13 protein-coding genes are annotated in these 17606 nt (G+C 46.0%); all 13 read right to left on the bottom strand.

What is annotated here, in order from left to right; all coding sequences use genetic code 11:
• Positions 1 to 57 precede the first annotated feature (57 nt).
• Entirely contained in the window at positions 58 to 1119 is a 1062-nt protein-coding gene (locus J7K63_03030) for a PorV/PorQ family protein (protein MCD6234001.1), read from the bottom strand.
• 17 nt (positions 1120 to 1136) lie between these two features.
• Positions 1137 to 4415, bottom strand: a complete 3279-nt coding sequence (locus J7K63_03025) for a T9SS type A sorting domain-containing protein (protein MCD6234000.1) — start codon at positions 4413 to 4415, stop codon at positions 1137 to 1139.
• A 12-nt stretch (positions 4416 to 4427) separates the two neighbouring features.
• On the bottom strand, positions 4428 to 7484 hold the full coding sequence (locus J7K63_03020; protein ID MCD6233999.1) for a TonB-dependent receptor: 3057 nt from the start codon (positions 7482 to 7484) through the stop codon (positions 4428 to 4430).
• Positions 7485 to 7620: 136 nt separating this feature from the next.
• On the bottom strand, positions 7621 to 8082 hold the full coding sequence (locus tag J7K63_03015) for an Lrp/AsnC family transcriptional regulator (GenBank protein MCD6233998.1): 462 nt from the start codon (positions 8080 to 8082) through the stop codon (positions 7621 to 7623).
• Between the two features lie 271 nt (positions 8083 to 8353).
• A complete protein-coding gene (clpX, locus tag J7K63_03010) occupies positions 8354 to 9604 on the bottom strand; it encodes an ATP-dependent Clp protease ATP-binding subunit ClpX (GenBank protein ID MCD6233997.1) in 1251 nt (416 codons plus the stop codon).
• Entirely contained in the window at positions 9601 to 10188 is a 588-nt protein-coding gene (gene clpP / locus J7K63_03005; protein MCD6233996.1) for an ATP-dependent Clp endopeptidase proteolytic subunit ClpP, read from the bottom strand. Before clpP ends, clpX begins: the two co-directional genes overlap by 4 nt.
• Positions 10189 to 10197: 9 nt before the next feature.
• The gene (tig, locus tag J7K63_03000) at positions 10198 to 11463 is read right to left on the bottom strand and encodes a trigger factor (GenBank protein ID MCD6233995.1); all 1266 of its coding nucleotides are present in this window, start codon (positions 11461 to 11463) and stop codon (positions 10198 to 10200) included.
• A 71-nt stretch (positions 11464 to 11534) separates the two neighbouring features.
• The gene (gene rsmA / locus J7K63_02995) at positions 11535 to 12326 is read right to left on the bottom strand and encodes a ribosomal RNA small subunit methyltransferase A (protein MCD6233994.1); all 792 of its coding nucleotides are present in this window, start codon (positions 12324 to 12326) and stop codon (positions 11535 to 11537) included.
• Entirely contained in the window at positions 12316 to 13095 is a 780-nt protein-coding gene (locus J7K63_02990; GenBank protein MCD6233993.1) for a TatD family hydrolase, read from the bottom strand. The genes rsmA and J7K63_02990 overlap by 11 nt, the downstream gene beginning before the upstream one ends.
• A complete protein-coding gene (locus J7K63_02985) occupies positions 13076 to 13624 on the bottom strand; it encodes a hypothetical protein (protein MCD6233992.1) in 549 nt (182 codons plus the stop codon). The genes J7K63_02990 and J7K63_02985 overlap by 20 nt, the downstream gene beginning before the upstream one ends.
• A complete protein-coding gene (gene metG / locus J7K63_02980; protein MCD6233991.1) occupies positions 13621 to 15534 on the bottom strand; it encodes a methionine--tRNA ligase in 1914 nt (637 codons plus the stop codon). Before metG ends, J7K63_02985 begins: the two co-directional genes overlap by 4 nt.
• 15 nt (positions 15535 to 15549) lie before the next feature.
• A complete protein-coding gene (locus J7K63_02975) occupies positions 15550 to 16479 on the bottom strand; it encodes a hypothetical protein (GenBank protein MCD6233990.1) in 930 nt (309 codons plus the stop codon).
• Positions 16460 to 17605, bottom strand: coding sequence for a DNA polymerase III subunit delta' (locus tag J7K63_02970; GenBank protein ID MCD6233989.1), 1146 nt, complete (start codon positions 17603 to 17605; stop codon positions 16460 to 16462). The genes J7K63_02975 and J7K63_02970 overlap by 20 nt, the downstream gene beginning before the upstream one ends.
• Position 17606: the final 1 nt, after the last annotated feature.

The following is a 17606-nucleotide window of genomic DNA, read 5'->3' as shown; positions in this document are numbered from 1 at the left end:
TGTTTTTGATCACAGCCCGCGGATATCTTTCCGCGGACTGTGAATCTCTTATTTACTTTAGAATCCCAGGCTCAGGGTAAAGAGCTGATGGGAATCAAAGAACTTTGTCATCCTGTAGGCATAGTCCAGTTTCAGATATGTGGTTGCATTCAAGGGGTAACTCAACCCGAATCCAAAACTGGGTCCGAAGATAAAATCTTCAGACAGGTTATAGAATGTATCTTCATCCGGATCCTGTGCCATAACGTATCCACCTCTCACAGCAAACATCTCATTCAGAACGAACTCTGTTCCCAGTTTATATTCGTCAAACGAGAAATTGTTGTGGAGGAAAGAACCTGAAACCGTCCAGACGATGGATTCATTGGCCACAACATCATGGGCCAGCCCCAGTTCAACCTGGGCAGGCATTTCAAATTCCTGCAGAGGTACCCGGAATGGTCTTAACGCAGCCCCCGGTTCCGTTCCCGGTGGCTGGACCTTAATTTCCAAATCCGGACCATCAAAGCGCATGTTGGTCCCGACATTACGGACAGCAATACCCAGTCTCAGTTTTTCATCCATCATGGAGTATTGCACTCCGGCATCAAAGGCAAGACCGGATGCGCTCTGGCGCATAATATTTTCAGAAATGAGTTTAATTGATGCACCAAAATTGATACGGTCTGTCATTTCCTTGGAATAAGTAACCCCCAGAGTTAAAAACTGGGGTGTATAGGTTTCTCCTGCTCCATCGGGAGCATCGGTTGTGGTGACATTGATTTCACCAAAATCCAGACTGCTCAGGTTGAATCCGAGAGCTCCGATTTGTCCAAGCTGAGCCACAACACCGATATAAACGGTATTGATATCTCCTATCCATCGTTGGTAGGAGAAAAGGGCTTCAACCCGGTTATTGATTTGCGAGAGTCCTGCCGGATTCCAATATCCGGCTTCTACACCACTCACACCGGCAATATCTGATCCACCCATGGCCAGATTTCTGGAACCCATGGGAATCAAGAGTTCCATAGCGCCGGCAGTTCCCCGGCGTTTAGAACTTCCAGCCTCAGCAACTGTCCACACAAACAGAAGTGCAAAGACCAGCGTGAGAGTGAATAAGGCTTTATTTTTATTCATTTTTATCTCCTTCTTTCCTAAAAGAGGTCCAATCGCTCTTCAGGCTGGAACACTGCCAGTTTTAGTGTTTTGCTACTCCCGTCCGGAAGTTCCACGTATGCGATATACATACCGCTGGCCACGGGAATTTCCGCATGGTTCAGCAGATTCCATCGCAGGATGGATGATCCGGGTGTATTGTGTTCAAGTTTCCGGACAAGATCTCCGGAAATCGTAAAGATATACACCGTAGCCTTTTCCGGCAAGTGAGTAAAGGTCACAAAACGGTTTTGTGCATTCAACTCTTCCACCTGCTGCCCAAAATAGGGATTGGGGAAGACATTGATCATTTCCAGGCGATCAGCGATCAGCTCGTCATTATCTTCCAGGACCGGAGTGGTAAATTGCCAGTAATCGATGTCCGGTATAAGCGGATTCATAATTTCCACTTTGGCAACAGAACCGGGAATATAGTTCCGTGTATCACTCCATTTAAAGGACCATCCCAGACTTGCATGATCCGTAGTATCGCCGGTGACCTTATACGGTTGATACATTCTACCGGCATCATATTCATCGTAAGCAATTACGAGGAAGCGCAGAGATCCGGGAGAGTATTTATACACATCGATCAAGGGTCGTCCAAGACTATCCGGTATGGTTGTCAGTGTGTCGTCGAAGAAGGATTTGGGCATCATAGCTCCTGTAGGTGATGTGGAAGATGGTTTGGGAAATGTCACCATCAATGCATTTAACTGCATATTATTCTCCACATCCCACACTTCAAAGGGAGCCGTTTTTATCATAATAGAATCAGCCCACTGTCCGGATGTTACGGCCTGAACCGGCCAAATCGTGATCTTCTGACCTTCGCCTGGACCTTTAAAGCGAATCTCCAGGTTGCTCATCATCTGTTCATCCGATGGTAACGGAGGATCCGGCATCAAGCCCACAGCAGCCCAGGCATTGAACATAGCGGATTTCCCGCCTGTCAGTTCAGCAGACGCATCGCCTGCCAGTCGGGCATCCACTTTAGTTTGCTGCATTGAATCGAGTCCGGCAGGAATTGATTGCGTCAATTCCCTGAACGGATTCGTGATCTTCGGAACCAATTCGGTCGAAATATCCCGAACGATAAGTGAAAAACCATCATAGAACTGATTTGTAGAATAAGAGAAGAAATCGGTCTCTTTCGGTATGATTGAACGAACTACGTATCCATCCTGTCCATAGGATTTGGTGGGATCAATCACATTCAAAGACCAATAGAGATCTGTAGTGGTTGTATCCTGCTTACCATCCTTGTTGATGAAATAAACATCTTCCGTCGTCTCCAGAGAATCAAAACGAATCTCATAAGTCTCACCTGTTAAAGAAGAAGGATCTACAACTTTGGGAACAATCAGGGCATTTGCCTGTCCACCCAGATTTTCCACTGAAATTGTATCTCCGTAGGCTGCATGATAATCCAGATTCAGTGCCGGGTAGGGACGTGGAATGGCAAGATAGCCTTCCAGGGCCGACTCGACAACTTTCGGCAATGCATTGCTATCATATATATAACAGGATACGGCGAAATAGTATTTCCGGTTGTTAACCAGGTCCACATTTCCCCGAAGTGCGTCTTTGGAAATGTAAATATGGTTCTGAATTCCGGCATCAGTTCCAAATTGAACCGGTTGCTGAAGGACCATTCCATAATTCTGGTCGAATTTATCATCCACAATCATGGTAACACCGTTTTTCACATCATAAGTAGCAATGCGTTTCCAGGGACCGGTTATAGATTCACCCTGATAGACATTATATCCTTCAAAGTGATAATCAGCAGACGCAGTCTGATAGCGATATGTTTGCACTTGATCTGCATTGTTATCCCATGTGAGCACAACACCCTTATCCAGTTCTGTCACTTCCACTTCCGGTTGCGGTGGTGTTGCCAGTTCAAAGTTTGAGTTAAATGCATTTTGTGCAAAGCGATCGTAGTATTTCAACGCCGTGACAGCACTCAAATTATCGCTGCCGGAAGCAATAATAATGGAACCGACGATTTCCTGTGTATCGCCCGGAGCCATTTCAAAGGGGCCTGAACTCATGAGAAACCGGCGATCACCCGGCGGGTCATCTTGTATATCCAGCCAGCCTTCTCCTGTTACAGGATCACCACTGGCGATAAACTTGGATTTTTCACCGGTAACAGAATTTTCAAAATCCTTACCGGCCGGGGTGAGTCCCGTCATCACATTCCAACACTCTTCCTTTGTTTCAGGATCAAAGAGAATCGCGTCCCCGTTGATGTATTTGATGAAGGATGAAACACCCAGTTCTTTCCAGCCGGGTCTTGGAACGCCGGACCAGTAGGCTGTATCACCGGGACTTTTAACATGAGGTCCCTGAAAGAAATCATACCCAACAGCCGGAGGGGTCAATCCGTAATTCTGGTCATTGACTCCACCGTTAAAACAGTAGCCCAATACCAGGTTCGTATCGACACCTACCAAGTCGTCATTGGCATCACCCACATCCGGATCTGACCACATGGCAACATACATATCGGCATAGTAATTATCGGATTTATTAATGACCAGATTTTTCACAAACAGGATATCCCCAAGGGGGTCATTCCGGTTAAACCCAAACATACTTGTCTGGATTTCAACTCCCATAGGCTTGGAATCAAAGAGTTGTGAATGAGCAGTGGGGTTGGCGTCATTATACACACTCCACATCATCTGATCGCCCAGAATGAGGGGTTTTCCGTTATCATCCACAGGGGCACCCTGATCCGCCGGCCAGTTCAGATAATCCTGGTCCAGGGTATCATCCTTGTTTACCTTGAGATACCAGTATTTCGGATCTTCCGGGTTTTGAGCGATCCAGGCACAATTGGCTTTGGGGTATTCGCTCATAGGGACTTCAACTTGGTTAATGGTGTCCATATAGAGAATCTGACCCGGCTGGAATTCAACGGTATATTCCGCGGCAGCTGTCCGGATTTCATTTTTAAATGTTGCTGAACCGGGTTCTTTCACTTTCCCCGAGGCCAGCCACATGCCCGATTGAAATACGGCGTATTTCCCGGACCCTTTCGGCCATTCGAGTCCCGATTCAGATGTGACACCAGAACTAACCCATTCTCCGTTATTGTACGTCCAGGTCCGGATACGGTTACCGTCGAACCGTTTGTATTCCAGAATAGACTGTTTGAAGAATGTGCCCATATAATATTTCCCAATCGGCTTAGCTCCGAATGCTGTAGCAGCGAAGATCAGGCCGATCAGAGAAATCCATAATAGTCGTTTGTAGTACGTATTCATTTATCTCTCCTCTTATCGACCGGCTGTAAAGTTTAACCTCACACCAAGCCGGACCTGGCGTGCATTTTCATAATTGAACGGATTGCTGAGCCGGGCTTTATAAGCCTTCACTTTCAGGTCTGTATCGGTAAGTGCTTGTCCTGCAGGCGTAACCATGTATCCGTCATCATCGGGGTTACCTGTCCCGGAATAGACATCCCGGACATTATCCCGGTTAAAGAGATTGATGATGGACAGATAGGTGGTTAACTGTGTTTTTCCGCCAAGATAAAAGCTCTTGTCAATGGATACATCCGTCTGAAAAGTCCAAGGCATGGTTCCTGAATTTATGGCGGCAACCGGTGTGTTGGAGGTAGGCGGAAATACTTCAGATACCACAACTGTCGGGGTATAGCGCCGTCCGCTTCCAAAGGTTAACAGGGCATTGACACCAAAGTTTTTGATAATGTCCTTGTTCCCCGTCCGGTAATCCAGATTTACAGAACCCGTATGTCTCTGGTCGAAATCCAGGGGTGCAACATAGGTGGGAAAGTTTCCGCCCTGCCAGACAATCTTATATTGTCCGTCAGATGTGGATCCCGTTCCGGCAGCCCACTGAAGAGTATAATTCAAAGACATCCGCAGATTCCGGGTTCTGCGGAGATTATATGCAAAGGAAAAGCCCTTCACCGTCCCGAAATCACCATTCACAAAGGTAGCATAAACGGTTGGCGTTGCATAAATATTCCGTTCCTGTACATAGTTATTGAGTTGCTTATAAAACATGGTCAGGTCGAAAGAGGCATTTCCGCCAAAAACCTGTTTGAATCCAATTTCATACGAGGTGACTTCCACCGGTTTCAATTCGGGGTTTCCCGATTCGGTGAAATTCCCCTGAGACAGGTTGGATGCAAAACGGGCATAACTGATAAAGACATCCTGCAGATTCGGCGGCTGGATGAATTTTCCATATTGTGCATGAAAAACCGTTCTGTCTGTCACGGGGAAAGCAAATCCCAGCCGGGGACTGATATAATTCATTCCATCGGGTTCCTTCAATTGAGGAAGTCCGATAGGATCATATTCAGTCGGGATAGAGGATTTATAGACTTTATTTCCGTCTTCATCCAGGGAAGCATAAACACGTTCAGAGATATCACCGCTTTGATCAATCACAATATTTTCCGGATCGTAGAAAGTTTTATGACCGGAATAGTAATAATCATAACGGATACCTGCATTCAGGATCATATCACTCAACTCGATTTTATCCTGGAAATAAGCGGATGCAATCACCGGTTCGCGGGCACCGTCACGATGATCATCCGGCAGATCGTTGAAACCGGAGACATCCCAGCCCATGTTATCGGCATAAGCTGCTCTGTAATCAGCATCTGTCAGCTGATCCCAGCTATAATTATAATATCCGTCATCTCCCAGTTGGGGATCATATTTCATGAGAGAGGATGCCAGTCGGGACGGGGCAATAATCGTAAAGCGGCGGATATTGTTCATCCTGTACTCAAAACCGGTTTTCAACTCGTGATTTCCGGTCTGATGCAGAATGCTGCCTGTCAGCATGTAATAATAGGAATAGGTCCGCAGATAGGCATCATACCAGTGACCTTCAGGATAGAAAGCCATCAGGTTATAATCCGCCGGGAGATTGGTCCCGTTGGATACCATCTTTTTCGCAGCCGGATGGACCCATGATGTGTCGGTCCAGATGATCGTATCATGGTAGATTGTGTTGATGATTTCTGTACTGTCTTCATTATAGACATACAGTGTATCCAGAATCAGCCGTTCACCATCTTTGGGCATATAGCGCAGGCCATAATAGCGATAATCTTCACCAAGAACCGGGTCATACCGTATCACCTTATCGTTAAAATAACTCGCCTGTAAGTTCAGCACCGTTTTGGGGCCCAAAGTCCCGGAAAGCCGGGCATGTCCCGTGATGGTTTCCTGCTCTTCTTTAGGTTGATGACTGCTATTTAAAAGTGAATACTGGTGTGCATAAAGCCTGTAGGCAGATTTATAGTAGGAGCCGCCGACCCTAACCCTGAAGGGCTTGAAGTCGAAAAGAAGGTTCCCAACGGCGCTGTACGTGTTTTCTTCGTTATCTTCAATGGGGCCGCGGACCATTTTGATACCCACAACATTGCCGTCCTCATTAAAAACCGCTTTACCGTGTTTTCCGGCAGCGGGACGTGCGGCACCGATATCCAGTTTTTCTGCATTAAGAAAGAGCCGTATACGGTTTGTCAGGGGACCGCCTATGGATGCATTCATCTGATTATACCCATAAGAATAGGTATCCAGAATGCCATCATCCTGTTCAAAAATATTACCCCATCCATTGAGAAAACCATCAGTTACATATTCAGCCTGAAAATTCCACTTTTCACCACCAGTCTTTGTTGTCGTGTTTACAATACCCGATGAAGCGCTGCCGAATTCGGCATTAAATCCTCCAGCCTGATATGATACTTCTTCATATGCCGTGGCAGACAGATCACCACCCCTACTCATATCGTAGGGATTGTTGACATATACACCATCCACATAAAAGCCAACTTCTCCGGCACGACCGCCACGCACGTGAATATCCTCACCAACACTCACAACACCGGTCTGGTTAGACACAATGCCGGTAAAGGTCCGGACGGGAAGATTCAGAATATCTTCAGACCGCACAACCCGGACTTCGTTGGTTGCAGATTTCTCAATGATCGGACGTTCGGCAACCACCGTAACGGTCTCACCACGGATGGCTTCCTTTTTCATCTGGAAGTTTGCTTCCGCGGTTAAACCCGATGTCACCCGAACATTCGTCATAGTCACCTGGGCATATCCAATATAGGATGCCTGCAGTGAATAAATTCCAGGGGGAACATCCAAAATAACATAGGATCCGTCTCCACCGGTGGCTGCACCCATCGTCGTTCCTTCAATAACGATGTTTACACCGGCTAAAGGCGCACCTGTTTCAGCGTCTTTGACTGTACCCGAAATCTTACCCATGGCGGCATAAATCATGCCGGGAATAAGTAAAATAACGGTCAGCCATAGCCATCGTTTTACCATACATAACCTCCCGAGTTATCACATCTGATATATATCAATTTTCTGTGCTGATTCTCCTGAAATGTTAACCCTTTACGCAATTGACCTTTTATCACATGAATCACGTTCTGCTATCATATCCGTCCGTACCAAATTTTTAATCTTTTTCGCGTGAGATGGGCAGGGACATACTTTCTAAATCGGTTTTTAAAACAATGGTGGTTTCCGTAACACTGACATTTTTAATCTGATTGATCTGATCTAAACGATGCTCCAGATCCAGGGTCCCGGCCGTACGGATTTTGGCCAGTATGGATCCTTTGCCTGCAATGTAATGAACCTCCTGCACACCCGGGATTTCAGCGATCTGCTTCCCCGTTACGTGCATCCTGTTGATTTCATTCAAGGAAATCAGTACAAAGGCCAGAAGGGGCAGACCGATTCTATCCGGGCACAAACGGACTTCATATCCTTTAATGATTCCCTGTTTTTCAAGTTTTTTTATCCGTTCGAAAATAGCCGAAGCCGTCATACCAATATGCCGGGCTATTTCTGCATTGGGTGTCCGTGCATTTTCCTGCAGAATCGTAAGTATCTGTTCGTCTATGGTATCAATCATGTGTATTTTTCCAAAAGGTATTTCGACGATACATAATATTCTTAATACAGTCAAGGAATAAATTACTCTTGAATCACCTTTTTTTCCATTTTTTTTATATCACAACGCCTCTAAATCTTTGAAATGCAGGTTTATAGAAGAATCTGTATTTTTATGCATTATTTGCATATCATTTATGGATATGAGTTCTTTTAATGCCTTAAACATGCATATTTATGATTCAATTAGACAATTTATCAGGTTTTCAGTGAAATATATACGCTTGCTTTAACTATGAAGCTTTTTTTGTTTTGGTTTTTTTGACTATCCTGTAGGATTCTTTTTTCAGAACAACGTCCCGGTCCACCACAACGGTTCCGATTTTCTCCTTACCGGGAATCTCATACATCAAATCCAGCATAATATCTTCCATGATCGATCGAAGCGCCCGGGCACCGGTTTTCCGCTTTAGCGCCAATTCAACAATTTCATCGAGGGCGTCTTCCCTGAACTCAAGTCGGATACCTTCCAGTTCCATCAGTTTTTCATACTGCCTGACCAGAGCATTCCGGGGTTCTGTCAGGATGCGCCGGAGTGTTTCTTTTGTAAGTTCCTGCAGGGTGGCATGGACCGGCAGACGGCCAATGAGTTCGGGAATGAAACCAAAACTGTTTAAATCATGCGGTTCAAGCTTTTTCAGGATTTCATCCCGTGTCATCCGTTTTCCCGTCCGGGCTTTATCCCCGAAACCTATCTCTTTCTTACCAATTCGTCGTGCAATGATGTCATCAAGCCCTTCAAATGCTCCCCCGCATATAAATAGGATAGAACGGGTGTTAATATGCACCATCTGTGCTTCGGGATGCTTTCGCCCGCCTTTCGGAGGAACAGCCGAAATAGTCCCCTCAAGAATCTTCAACAGGGCCTGTTGAACCCCCTCCCCGCTTACATCCCGGGTGATAGACGGATTGCCGGACTTCCGTGCGATTTTGTCGATTTCGTCAATATATACAATCCCTTTTTCCGCCGCAGCCACATTGTAATCCGCAGCCTGAAGCAGGCGGACCAAAATGTTTTCAACATCATCCCCTACATACCCGGCTTCCGTCAGTGTGGTAGCATCGGCAATGGCAAAAGGTACCTTAAGCATTCTGGCCAGAGATTGGGCAATGAGGGTTTTTCCTGTACCCGTAGGGCCTACCAGCAGAATATTACTTTTCTCCAGTTCCACGTCGTCTTTTTCAGCCCGTGGATTCTGAATGCGTTTATAATGATTATAAACCGCCACGGAAACAACCTTTTTGGCATGGTCCTGACCAATAACCGTTTTATTGAGCTCTTCGTGTATTTCCCGCGGCGTGGGTAATGACTCCAATTCCGGTTCATAACTTTCTTCCAGCTGCTGTTGAATAATATCCAGGGCCGTAAAGGCACATTCATCACAAATTGAGCCATACAGTCCTTCTACCAAGGCTAAAACATCTTTTTCTTCCCGGCCGCAAAAGCTGCAGACCCGTTCACGGCGCTTGTTTCCGTTTGTCATGAATTCCTTTTCCTCAGGACCGTATCGATCAATCCGTATTGAACACCCTCTTCAGGGCTCATGAAAAAGTTCCGGTCCGTATCTTTTTCGATTTTCTTCAGGGTCTGACCCGTCAGATCCCGCAATATTTCATTTAATAGTTTCTTTGTTTTCATAATTTCCCGGGCGTGAATCTCAATATCACTGGCCTGTCCTTCCACTCCCCCCAAGGGCTGGTGAATCATAAGCCGGGCATGGGGAAGAGCCGACCGCTTGCCTTTGGTTCCGGCTGCCAACAAAAAAGCTCCCATGGAAGCAGCTTGTCCAATACATATTGTCGCCACATCACACTGGATATAATTTATGGTGTCATAAATGGCCAGGCCTGCAGATACGGATCCTCCCGGACTATTAATATAGAGGGATATATCCTTTTCCGGATCCTCCGCTTCCAGGTATAAAAGCTGGGAAACCACCAAAGTACTCACCTGATCATCAATCGGGGTTCCGATGAACACTATCCGTTCTTTCAGAAGGCGGGAGTAAATATCATAGGCCCGTTCACTCCGTCCGGACTGTTCAATGACCATGGGTACGTAATTCATCACATCCCCCTACCCTTTCCGGGTGATTTTATTCTCTTTAATCCTGGCAAATGATTTCAGATGATCCATCACTTTATCCGACATCAGTTCCTGAGAAAGCGTCTTTTTGAAATTATCTGATTCATAATAAGATTTATAAGCATCCCTGAGTTTTTCATCCACCTTCATAATCAGATCATCTACCTTTTTTTGGATTTCTTCATCGGTCGCTTGAAGTTTTTCCTGTTTGATAATTTCTTCACGGACCATCATCCATTTCAGGGTGTTATGAGCCATTTCATGGTACTGCTCACGGAATTGTTCCTCGGGTATGCCGGCGACCTGCTCTTTCTGATCCTTGTATAAATCATCAAGATACCCCTGAATAATGGTTCCAGGAATTTCGAAATCTTTCAGTTCACCCAGAAAATACTCCCGGATATTGTTGTCCAACTGTTTTTCACTTTCTTTATCAAGATAATCCTGAAGTTCATTCTTGATTTTTTCTTTCAACTGAGTCACCGTTTCAAGCTCGGGATCCACAGTCTGGACAAATTCCTTATTGACTTCCGGCAGATTGAGCTTTTGTATTTTCAATGCCTTAACTTTGAAATAGCGATCTTCATCCTTTTCATGCTCTGCTTTAAACACTAATTGACGGCTTTCATCCTTTTGTATCCCCACCAGGGCTTGAGCCCGTTCTTCTGTGATGGGGTTTTCTCCCAGGACAAGTGTTGAGGTTTCCGGCTCAGCCCCCGTAACAGGATTCCCTTCAGCATCTGTCTCAACAACTTCAGCCTCCAGATAATCACCCATTTCGGCCGGTCCTCCCTTTTCCGTCAATTCTGCATTCTTCTTGCGAAGTTCTTCTATCTGTTTTTCCACATCCTCTTTTTTTATGGTATAGACAGGTTTTTCTACCTTGAATCCCTCTTTATATGACGGGAGTTTCAATTCGGGCAGAATTTCCAGATTGAGATGAAGATGCAAAGGTTCACCCTTGTGAAAGTGAATGTGTTCAACGTCGGGTTCACCAACAGAATTGAGCTTTGCCTCCTGCAATCCTTTATAATAAAACATGTTGAAGTGGTCTTTCACAAATTCCAGTTCGGCATGACTCCCATACTGACGTTCCACGATACTCATGGGGACTTTCCCTTTCCGGAATCCCGGCATCCGGATCCGGGATCTGAACTTTTTCAGAAAAGCCGTGTATAAAGTCTCCAGTTCTTCCCAGGGAACCTCAATCACCAGTTCGCGCTTGGACGGTGATAACTCTTTTACATCTGTCTTCAATGGATCAATCTCCTTGTTCGTTTTGGTTTAACCAATAAATTTAATATAAATATATCTGTTAACCAAGATTCTTAAAATGAAGCGGGTGAATCCCCTTTCAGAATATGATAAAGTCCTTTAAAATCCTCAAAGGTTAAGGCTTCGGCTCTCAAGCTAAGATCAACAGAAGGAATTTTGCGATCTCCCGTGATTTTTTTCAGGCTGTTTCGCAATGTTTTCCGCCGGTGATTAAAAGCGGTCCGGACAAGGTAATGAAAAAATGTTTTATCACTGATATCCCGATTTTTATCAGGATTCAGGTGGATTTTCACCAGGGATGAATCCACTTTTGGACGGGGAAAAAAAACGGTGGGGGGAATGTGAAACAAAATCTCAGCCTCTCCATAGAGCCGGGTCAGGATTGTCATAATACCATAATCTTTTGTAGAAGGTTGTGCCACCAGGCGTCTGGCAAATTCCTTCTGGACCATAAAAATACCCTCTCCGACATCCGATGCATGGGTATATAATGTAAAGAGGATTTGAGACGAGATATTGTAAGGAAGATTACCAACCACTTTGCCGGCCGGGAGAAAGGCTTTCCAGTCAGTTTTTAAAATATCCCCTTGAATAAGCCGTACATGGGGATCCGTTTCATATTGCTTCCGTAAAGCACCGGCCAGGTTCTTATCAAACTCAACAAGAATCAATTCACGGCATTTTCCTGCGAGGTGTGATGTGATGGCTCCCCGGCCGGGACCGATTTCCACGATGGTTTCATCGGGCCGGGCCTGGATAGCATCCACAATCTTCCGTATGATGTTGGGATCCTGGAGGAAATTCTGTCCGAGGAATTTTTTAGGATAAGATATGTTATCCTTCATTCAGTGCAAGTTTCGGAAAAAGACGTAAAGCGTTTTGGGTTGTTCTCTCCGCCACATTTTCAACCGTCATTCCGAAAATCTCTCCATAAGTTTCTGCCACACGCCGCACATAGGCAGGTTCATTCGTTTTCCCCCGGTACGGAACAGGTGCCATAAAAGGTGAATCCGTTTCTATCATCAGGGCATCCAGGGGCAGTTTTGATGCTGTTTCCCTGATTTCTCCGGCAAAGGTTATCAATCCGGTAAATGAAATAAGGAGTCCCTTTTCAATACACTGCAGGGCAAAATCCACCTTTCCTGTATAGCAATGACACTGACCTCTGAAATAATCCACCTCTTTCAGAATATTCATAATCTGTGTATCAGCCTGCCGGTTGTGAATAATCAGAGGAAGGTTCAGCGATTTCGCCAGTTCCGCCTGTCCGCGAAATGAGCGGTTTTGCATCTCTTCCGGGGCATAATCCCGGTAAAAATCCATCCCGGTTTCACCGATGGCTACACACTTTTCATGACAACAAAAGGTTTCAAGGATTTTAAGATAATCTGAAGAAAAGGTGGCGGCATCTTCCGGATGGATGCCTGCTGCAGCATAAATCATGGCATATCGGTCCGCCAGCTCCAGGGCTTTTTCTGAGGAGGGAATATCCACCCCGGGGACGATGACAGCACCGACTCCCTCTTTTCGGGCACGGTCCAGATAGGGCTCCGGATTTTCAGCAAAGGGAGAAAAATTTAAATGGGCGTGTGTATCAATCAGTATGGCGGACATAAATCACGGTGAGCAACAAATTGACAAGTTCAAACCCCAGTTCCACAGCCAGGCCGATTGTGAGTCCATACAGCGCGTTCACTTTCACCAGGGCTGTGAGATCCCAGCCGTAAGAAGGATAGACAAGGACAATCAGAACGGCAGATATCAGATATGCCAAGGCAACCATGATCCCTCCAAAGATAAAACGACTGACAGGCCGGCTGATTTTCCATCGATGCAAACCCGCCGGAACAATCCACGACAGGAGAAAGAAGATAAGGAAATAAATCAGATCCCTCATAAAAAAGGCGGTAAATGGCGGAGCCAGGAGTCCTTTGTAGACAAGAAAAACCCCCAGCACAACCCCTCCTTTCACAAAACGGTTCACGGGAATCCACATGAAACTGATCAGAAATCCGGCCAGAATGAAATGGAAATACTGTGAGGATGCATCAAAAATCCGGGTTCCTGTTACTGCCAGACCTGCCAGGCTGCTGACGATTGTTGCCACCAGGACTTTCAGGCTGTTTTCGAGTGATGTTTTCATTTTATGACAACTCCTGATTCCGGCAAATCCCCGTCAAGGGTCACCAGTCGCAGCATATCCTTGCTTCGGGCTGCCAGCAGCATGCCTTTTGACCGGATACCCCGGATCGTTGCGGGCTGGAGATTTGCCACAATCACAATGGTTTTCCCGATGAGTTCTTCCGGTTTATAATAAGGGACGATTCCCGCCACAAGCGTGCGGGTTTCCGAACCTGTTTTTATGGTAAGTTTCATCAGCTTTTCCGTCCCGCGGACAACTTCTGCTTCAAGGATCCGGGCCGTTTGGAGACGGATTTTCTGAAAATCTTCCAGGGAAATTAATCCGGTTTGATCTTCCGGTATTTTTTCATCTTTTTCAGGACGGACCGCCTTCTCTTCCCTCTTATCATCCTGTAAAAAGGCCAAATCAATCCTCGGAAAAAGCCCCTCCGTTTTCAGAACCGGTGTTCCCGGTTTCAATCCGTCCCAAGCAGGCAGTTGACCTGCCTGAACCTTTTCATTCAAAATTTCATAAAGCTGAGCCACTTTTTCAGGAAGGATGGGGTCCATGAGTCCGGCTGCCATCCGGAGCGAAGCCAGTGCGGAATACAATACCGTTCCCGTTTGCTCTAAATCGGTTTTGGCAAGTTTCCAGGGAGCTTTTTGTTCCAGGTAGCGGTTAATGGAACGTATGTAAGACAGAATTTCAAAGATCAGGCGGTTCAATTCAAAACGATCCAGCAAATAAAAAACTCTTTCCTGAAGGGCTTTCCCCTCTTTTTGCAGGGCAATTTCAGTTTCAGTCCACTTTCCGGGTGTCGGGACTTTTGCATCAAAATATTTATGGATTAATTTCAGAATCCGGTTGACCAGGTTACCGAAATCATTGGCCAGATCCGTATTGTATGTTTGATAAAACCGATCTTTGGAAAAATCCGAATCCCCGAAAAGAGGACCTTCCTTGGCCAGAAAATAGCGGAAAGCATCTGTCCCCACCCGTGCCACATGGTCACGGATTGTATTCAGGTCGATAAAATTCCCCAGACTTTTGCTCATTTTCTGTCCCTCACTCATCCACCATCCATGGGCAAAAATGGTTTCAGGCAAAGGCACTCCGGCTGCCATCAGCATGGTGGGCCAGTATACACAGTGAGTGGTCAGAATATCTTTCCCGATGATATGCACCGCCGGCCACCATTTTCGAAAAAGGGCATCATCTCTGCTGAACCCCACGGCACTGATATAATTAATCAACGCATCGAACCACACATAGGTCACGTATTCCCTGTCAAAGGGGAGTTCAATACCCCAGGAAAGACGATTTTTCGGCCGGGAAATACACAGGTCATTCAGGGGCTGTTGCAAAAATCCCAAAATTTCATTTTTCCGGTTTTCAGGCTGAATAAAACCGGGGTGGGATTCAATATGGGCAATGAGGTCTTTCTGATAGGCACTCATCCTGAAAAAATAGTTTATCTCGTGAATCTCTTTGACTTCCCGAAAATTCCCTTCTTCATACTCTTTCCGGGTAATGAACCGTTCTTCCGCTACACTGTAGAGTCCCTCATATTTATCCTTGTAAATATCCCCCTTATCGTAGAGATCCTGGAGGATTTTTTGAACAACCCGTGTATGGCGTGTTTCGGTAGTCCGGATAAAATCATTATATGTAAGTCCCAGTTCATCCCAAAAGCTGCGAAAGCGCCGGGCATACTCGTTACAGTGTTTTTCCGGCGGTATACCGGCCTTAGCCGCAGCCTGCTGGACTTTCTGGCCATGTTCATCTGTACCGGTTAAAAAATGGGTGTCTTCCCCCCGCATCCGGTGATACCGGGCCAGAATATCTGCAATAATTGTTGAGTAAGTATGGCCGATATGGGGCTGATCATTCACATAGTAAAGGGGGGTTGTTACATAGAAGCGTTTACCCATTCTTCAAATCTCCAGTTACGAGTTATCTTCAATGGCTTTGAGTTCATTTTCGTCGACAGAACCCTCTGACAAATAATCGGGATATTCACCGGACAGACCGGCTTCCAGGGCCTGTTTTACCAGACTTTCCACTTTTTCCAGAGGGATTTCTTCCCGGATGTCCTGTTCAAAGGCACAGATCACCTTGCGGGTGATAATATCCGATTTAACCACATATCCCTTTTTATTGTTCATAAAAACCGGTGTCCCGGGTTTGGGGTATTTTTTCAATTCCTCGATATAGTAAGGATGTTCATAACGAAGACAGCATTTCAGCTTTCCGCAGAGTCCCGATAGTTTCAGGGGATTCATGGGAAGGTTCTGGTCTTTGGCATTTTGCGTGCTCACCGGTTCAAAATCCTCAATAAAGGTGGCGCAACACAGGGGAAAGCCGCAGGAACCCAATCCACCCAGGCGTTTCGTTTCATCCCGTACTCCGATCTGGCGCATTTCAATACGGGTACGCAGAACAGCGGCCAGCTGACGGACCAGTTCGCGGAAATCCACCCGTTCTTCAGCCGTGTAGTAAAACGTGACTTTTTTACGGTCCAACTGGTATTCCACATCCATCAGTTTCATGGACAAATTGAGATCCTTGACTTTATCCAGGCAGAGTTTGAATGTCTTTCCCTCATTCTTCTGATTCTCCCGGTACTGTTTCCAGTCCAAATCGTCCGCTTTTCTCAGAATTTTAAATTGTGATACAGGATAACAACCGGCACAATCTTCCCGGACAGGAATCAGGGCGGTGACCCGTCCCATATCTTCCCCTTTGTCCGTTTCAACAATCAGGTAATCCCCTTTATGGATGGGATATTCCATGTCGTTTTTAATGAAAAGGCGTCTGTTTCCCTTAAATTCAATTTTTATAATCATGTATTGATGATCATGTACCGGATCTGGCATGGGCGAGTTCCTCTGTTAGAGACAGACATAAATGTCCAATCAGGGCGGGAAAATAAACATTTTTCCCGGTCAATTCAATAACCCGCTCTGTTTCACGGATCATTTTAAGATAATCTATCGCCGGAAAATACGCGACAAACCCGGTCAGTTCTTCCACGAAGCCTGTATGAATCAGGTGAACGGGTGAGCCTCCCTCCCGGATAAGCTGGGCATCTCTTAACCAGAAGAGAATCTGCCGAAGCGTTCTCCGAACGGCTTCTTTATCCATTTTAAACTGTTTGTGAGAATCTTCGACCCATTGTGTCAGTGCGGTCATATCCCTTCTCATGAGATAGTGCCAAAATTGTTTCAGCTTCTTACTTTCGGCGTCCATGTCTGCAGAGAGAAATTCTTTGACACGCCGGATATCACCATTGCTGAAATGAGCATAATAGGCAGCTGTCTCCTGGTCAACACCGTGCTTATCCATGAGCCATTGCGTAATTTCCTCCACCGACGGGGGATTGACGGGAATATTTTGGCACCGGCTCCGGATCGTGGGTAACAGGGTGTTGTATTTATCCGTCAGAATCAGAAAAACCGTTTTCCCCGGAGGTTCTTCCAAAATTTTCAGCAAAGCATTTGAGGAGGGACCGCTCAGCATGTCCCCCCGGTAAATGATTACAACCTGCCATCCTTCTTCACCGGCGCTGAGCATCAGGTCTTTCCGTAATTTCCGGATCATGCTGATCAGGATGGTTGTCGCCGACTCCACCTCGATCCCCCGGTAGGGATCTTCTGATAACCGCTCTATGGCATCCTGGACCATCCCATATTCCTTTTCAGACAGGGAAGCAAAGGGATCATCCTCTTTGGGGTTTTTTCCTGCCGGACTGGGAAAGATGAAATAGATGTTGGGGTGAGAATTCCGTTTGATTTTCCGGCAGGAATCGCAGGTATTACACGGACTGTGATCCGTACCGGGATTTTTACAATTCAGGGCAGCTGCAAAATTCAGGGCCAGACTCATCTTACCTGATCCCAGTGGACCGGAAAGAATGTATGCATTTCCGACCCGCTGATTGCTTATAAGCGTTAAAAGCTGCCTGCTGATTCTATCCTGGCCTATTTGTTCCACAACCTGCATA

This window comes from Candidatus Neomarinimicrobiota bacterium, assembly GCA_021157965.1.
GTDB lineage: Bacteria > Fidelibacterota > Fidelibacteria > Fidelibacterales > Fidelibacteraceae > Fidelibacter.
The sequence above is the reverse complement of the archived record's forward strand: the minus strand, read 5'-3'. Positions and strand labels throughout refer to the sequence as shown.